Here is a 5,507-nt window from a genome sequence, read left to right on the forward strand (position 1 = left end):
ACGGGTCCAGCACCGCGCCCAGCGCCGATTCGCCTATCCAGGCGGCCAGCGCGCGGCCGGTGGGCTGCAACAGCGCCTCGCGCGACAGGCCGCGCGCGTTGCCGATCAGGCTGAGCACCGCGCGCTCGCCCTGGAAGCCCACCACTTGGGCGCGGGCCACCACTTCGCGGTCCTGCCAGCTGCGGCGGATGTCGCACAGCTCGCCTATCGCTACCTCGGGCAGCGCGGCTTCCAGGATGGGGCCGGACAGGCGTTGCGGATAAGCCAGCCGGCGCAACAGGCGCGGCGCCCTCATCGCAGCAGCGACTCGCTGAAGCGCTCCAGCGCGTCGAAGTAGCCGTTCAAGGCCTCGGAGAAGCGCTTGCCGTCGGCCAGACAGTCCGGATGCACCATCGCCTTCAGTTCCAGGTAGCCGTCATTGGCGGCCAACTGCAGCTGGCCGCCGCGGGTGAAATGGCAGCCTTGCATCAGCTCGCGCAGCAGTTCGGCGGCGCGCTGGGCCAGCACCGCCTCGTTGTGCTCGGCCAGCCGCGACCACAGCCACACTTCGCCGTCCTGGGCGCTGACGTGGATGCTGGGCAGGTCGTGCAGATCCAGCGCGATGGTGGAATGGCTGTCCAAGTCGCCCAGCAGGGCGGGATCGCAGCCGCTCTCTTCCAGCGCGGCGCGGNNGCGCGATGCCCAGGCCGTCCAGGCCGAGCGCGAACAGGTCCATCAATTCGTCGGAAGCCGCCGGCTCCAGATTGAGGAAGGCGCCGGCCGAGGTCTGGCGTATGCCCTTGCGCACCATGTCCTCCACCTCGGCGGACATCATCACCGCGCGCAATTCGCCGCCGCTGGCGAACTTGTGGCAGATGTAGCGCGCCAGCGCGCCGCGCACGTGTTCCACCAGATTGATCACGTCCTTCTCGCGCGGCGCCCACAGCGCCAGCGCCTCCATCACCAGCTTCATATTGCGCACCGAGATGCGCTCGGCCAGCAGCCGCTGCAACACTTCGGCGATGCGCTGCACCGTGGCGTGGCGCAGCACTTCCTTGAGCAGATCCGGGTATTTGGCTTCCAGCTGGTCCAGCATGTGCTTGGTTTCCTGGACGCCGAAGTATTCGTTGACGTGGCGCGCCAGCAGCGCGGCCAGGCAGTGATAGAGCTCGTCCAGCGCCGGGCGCAGCTGGTAACCCAGCTTGGCCAGCTTGTCGCCGTCGGCCGGGCGCACCCAGGCGCACTGGCTGGCGCCCTGGGCGCTGAACACCGGCTGCACGCCCAGCGCGGCGGCCTCGTCGGAGTAATTGACCACTCGCAGCAGGTCGAAATGCAGTTCGAACTCGTCGGCGCGGATCTCGTTGATCAACACCGCCACCCGGTTATCGGCCAGGCCTTCGCCGTCGCGCAGCAGCATGTCCGGCAGCCGCACCCCGTAATCGATGAAGAACTGGCTGCGCAGGCGCTCGGCCAGTTGCGCCTGCTCCAGCGCCGCGCGGCGCGCCTTGGGCACCAGCAGGATCAAGGGCACGGTTTCCGCCGCCACCTTGTCCAGATTGCCGATCAGGCCCAGCGAGCTGTCCTTGCCGCCGGCCGCGGCCGCGCCGGAGCCTTCAGCCTTCGGCGCCTGGGCCGCGCCCGGCGCGCCCTTGCCGGCCATGCGGCGCTTGTAATAGAACAGCCCGGCCAAGGCCGCGGCCAGGATCAGGAACACGATCAGCGGGAAGCCGGGCAGCATGCCCACCGCCAGCGCCAGCACCGCGGTCACCACCAGCACGAACGGGTTGCCCAGCAACTGGCTCATGATGTTGCGGCCCATATTGTCGCTGTCGCCGTTGACGCGGGTGACGATGAAGCCGGCGCTGATGGCGATCAGCAGCGCCGGAATCTGCGCCACCAGGCCGTCGCCGATGGTGAGCATGGTGTAGGTGGACAGCGCGGTGGACAGGTCCATGCCATGCTGGGTCATGCCCACGGCGATGCCGCCGATGAAGTTGACGAAGATGATGATGATGCCGGCGATGGCGTCGCCCTTGATGAACTTCATCGCGCCGTCGAAGGAGCCGTAAAGCTGGCTTTCGCGCTCCAGCACGCTGCGGCGCTCGCGCGCGCCGTCGGCGTCGACGATGCCGGCCTTGAGGTCGGCGTCAATGCTCATCTGCTTGCCGGGCATGCCGTCCAGCGAGAAGCGCGCCGCCACCTCGGCCACCCGTTCCGAACCCTTGGTGATCACGATGAACTGCACCACGGTGACGATGGAGAACACCACGAAGCCCACCGCCAGGCTGTCGCCGATCACGAACTGGCCGAAGGTGTTGATGATCTCGCCGGCGTCGGCCTCGATCAGGATCAGGCGGCTGGTGCTGATGGACAGCGCCAGCCGGAACAGGGTGGTGATCAGCAGCACCGAGGGAAAGGTGGAGAAGCTGAGGATGCGGTCGATGTAGAACGAGCCCATGAACACCAGCACGGCGATCACGATGTTGAGGCCGATCAGGAAGTCCACCAGATAGGTGGGCAGCGGGATGATCAGCATCGCGATGATCATCACCATCAACAGCAGGATCAGCAATTCCGGACGCGAGCGCGCGCCGTTGAGCAGGGAGTTAAACACCGTTAGTCATCCAAAGCGATTCGATAATCTGACAGCGGGCCGCGGCCCGCCGAGAAAAACAGCCAGGCAAGGCGGGGCGCGTCCCCTCGCCTTGCCTGGCGGCTCTTCCTTACTCCGCGCCGCCGCCCTCGGCCTCGCGCCGGCGCTCGGCCAGCTCGTGGCGGTAGGCGATGGCGGCCAGGCGGCGGAACTCCTCCTGCAAGGCGTCCAGCCAGCGTTCGTCGACGAACAACTGCGGCGGCAGCGCCTTGCAGGCCTGGAACAAGGCCTGCAGCAGCGAGGAATGCTCGCTGTGGCGGCTGAGCAGCGCGGTGTCGCCCACGGTTTCCGCCAACAGGCCGTCCAGTTGCTGCGGCTGTTGCAGCAGCGACAGCATGAACAGCAGCCAGTCCGCCTCATTGGGGTTGAACGCGCACACCAGCGGGTTGGCCAGCATGCGGCCTACGAAGAGCGCGTCGGCCGAGCGCAGCAGCTTGAGCTGGCCCAGCCGGCCCAGCAGATTGCCGAACTCCAGCCGCGAACAGCTGGCGTCCAGCGAGTCGATGTCGGCCAGCAACGCGCCCTCGATGAAATCCAGCACCACCGCCCGGCGCTGGTAACCGTAGCTGCCCACCCAGTCGGCGTAGATCTCCGCTTCCGCCGCCTCGCTCTCCAGGAATTGGCGATAACTGGCGCGCAGCAGGCCGGGGCTCAGCGACAGCGCCTTGCCGAACAGCCGCGCCTTGAGCGCGCAATTGATGCCGGCCTTCAGGGGCTTGGGCTCGGCCTGCTCTTCCACCTGCTTGAGCAGCGCCTGCAAGCGCTTGCGCACCACCTCGTCCAGCTGGCGGCGGCGCAATAGCTCGCGCAGCACCAGCACCAGATCGCTGTCGTCCGGGAACAAGGAACGCGCCTGGCGCAGCAGCTCCTCGGCGCTGACGCCGTGGGACTTGGCCACGTGCACGATTTGCTGCGCCTTGGGCTGGGCTTCCTCGTCCAGCACCCGTTCGAAGCTGTCGGCCAGATGGCCCAGCTTCTTGTCGTAATCGCGGCGGTTGCGGAACTGGGTCAGCGCCACCGACATTTCATCGGTGGACTGGGCGAAGCGCTGCACCTCGGCCGCCGGGCTGGCGTCCTCCAGCTGCTGCGCGTCGGCCTGCTGGGCCTCGCCCTGGCGCTGGGCGTCGCGCTGGGCGTCCAGCTTGGCCTGGTGCTTGGGCGAGCGCACGCCGAAGACCGGCGGCGGACGGCTGCTAATGTCCACGCGCCGCTTCCTTGGCCGCGCCGTCGGCGCGCTGCTCGCGGTCCAGGTAATCGCGCACCCATTGCTGCAGCGGGTCGCTGTCTATGCCGCCCTGCTTGGCCACCGCCGCCGCCAGATCGCTGGCGTCCGGCGTCAGCGGATCGTCGATCTCGCGCGGCTGGATCAGGAACACGCGCACGGTATTGCTCTGGTTCTGGCTGCGGTAGCGGAACAGGCCGCCCACCAGCGGCAGGCTGCCCAAGAACGGCACCTTGTTGTTCTGCTCGATATTGGCGTCGCGGGTATAGCCGCCTATCAGCAGGCTCTTGCCCTGCGGCACCCGCGCCACGGTGCTGATGCGGGTGCGGCCCACCTCGGGCAGCGCGTCCTGCGGGTCCTTGTCGTAATCCGGGCTCTTGGCCTCGCGGCCGTCTTCGATGTTCAGCGACATCTCGATCTGGCCGTCGGCGGAAAAGCGCGGCAGCACGCTGACCAGGGTGCCGTAGGTCACGTGCTGCAGGCTGGAATTGCGCTCGCCCACCAGCTTGGCGTAGAAGGTGCGGTTGTTGTCGAAGATGGCCGGCACGTTTTCCTGGGTCAGCACCACCGGGCGCGACACCACATTGGCCTTGTTCTTCTGCGACAGCGCCATCACCGAGGCGATGAAGCGGGTGCCGTCCAGGGTGCTGAGGGAGGAGGTCTGGTTCAGCGTCACGCCCAGCTTGTTGCCCACGGTGGCGCTACCGCTCCAGTTGATGCCCAGCTGGTCCAGGTCGCCCTTGTCCAGGTCTATGATCCACAGCGACAGCTCGACGTGGCGCTTGGCCACGTCCAGCGCCTGCGCCAGGTTCTCGATGAAGCGCACTTGTTCGGTGGTGCCCTTGACCAGCAGGCTATTGGTGTCCGGGTAGGCGATCACCTTGATGTCGCCGGCCGCCGTGTCCTGCTTCAGCGCCTCCGGCAGGCTGAGGCCCGCGTGGTAGGCCGGCGCCTTGAGCTCGCCGCCGGCGGGAAAGTCCGGCATCGCCGGGATATCGCTACCCCGCGCCGGCGGCCGCGCCGGATTGGCGCCGGCGGACTGCAAGGGCTTGTCCTCGCCCTGCAGCAGTTTCTCAATCACCGTGGCCATGCCGGGGATGACGATTTTCTGATCGCGCAGCTCATAGCTGCGGTCGCTGACAAAGGTATTGTTGAGCCGCACCACGCCTATCTTCTGCCGGCCCAGCTCGATGCCGTCGCTCTGCTTGTCCATGAAGCCGGCGGCGTTGACCACCAGATCGACGAACACCGGCGGGCCGGACACGTAGAACGTGCCGCTGCGGTTGTCGCCGCGCAGCGGATAACGCTTGTCGTAAAGGCCGGACTTGCGCAGGAAGTCGTTGAAGGCGGAGAGCGAGACATTGCGCAGCGACACCACCGCGTTGCGGGTTTCGCTGGCGTCGTAGACATAGATGGCCTGGCCGTCGTGATACCAGATCAGGCCCAGCTGCTGGGTCATCTTGTCCAGCAGCGCCTGCGGATTGGCCAGGTCGAAATCGCCGCTGATCTGCTTGCGCGCCGCCTGCTTGCTGACAATCACCGGCTTTTTCAGCCGCGAGGAAATCGCGTCGAAGAAAGAGCGCAGGCCTTCCTTCTTGGCGACATAGCCGGCGTCGGCGGCGCGCGCCGGCTCCGGCGCGGCGGCGGCCGGCA

The 5,507-nt window shown here is 67.3% G+C and carries 3 protein-coding genes and 2 pseudogenes; all 5 read right to left on the bottom strand.

Annotated features, from left to right (window positions below):
- Positions 1–295 (bottom strand): annotated as a pseudogene (locus LQT98_RS22365) (EscN/YscN/HrcN family type III secretion system ATPase); the annotation flags it as partial.
- A complete protein-coding gene (locus tag LQT98_RS22370) occupies positions 292–621 on the bottom strand; it encodes an InvB/SpaK family type III secretion system chaperone (protein WP_269326125.1) in 330 nt (109 codons plus the stop codon). The gene LQT98_RS22370 and the pseudogene LQT98_RS22365, both read right to left, overlap by 4 nt.
- 52 nt (positions 622–673) lie before the next feature.
- Positions 674–2,593 (bottom strand): annotated as a pseudogene (locus LQT98_RS22375) (EscV/YscV/HrcV family type III secretion system export apparatus protein); the annotation flags it as partial.
- A gap of 109 nt (positions 2,594–2,702) precedes the next feature.
- Complete coding sequence (locus LQT98_RS22380) at positions 2,703–3,836, bottom strand: YopN/LcrE/InvE/MxiC type III secretion system gatekeeper (protein ID WP_331282581.1); 1,134 nt, start codon at positions 3,834–3,836, stop codon at positions 2,703–2,705.
- Positions 3,826–5,507 (bottom strand): type III secretion system outer membrane ring subunit SctC (gene sctC, locus LQT98_RS22385; protein ID WP_231465318.1); only part of this gene is annotated, 1,682 nt, incomplete at its 5' end. The genes sctC and LQT98_RS22380, both read right to left, overlap by 11 nt.

Source organism: Chromobacterium aquaticum (assembly GCF_021129195.1).
Lineage (GTDB): Bacteria > Pseudomonadota > Gammaproteobacteria > Burkholderiales > Chromobacteriaceae > Chromobacterium > Chromobacterium aquaticum.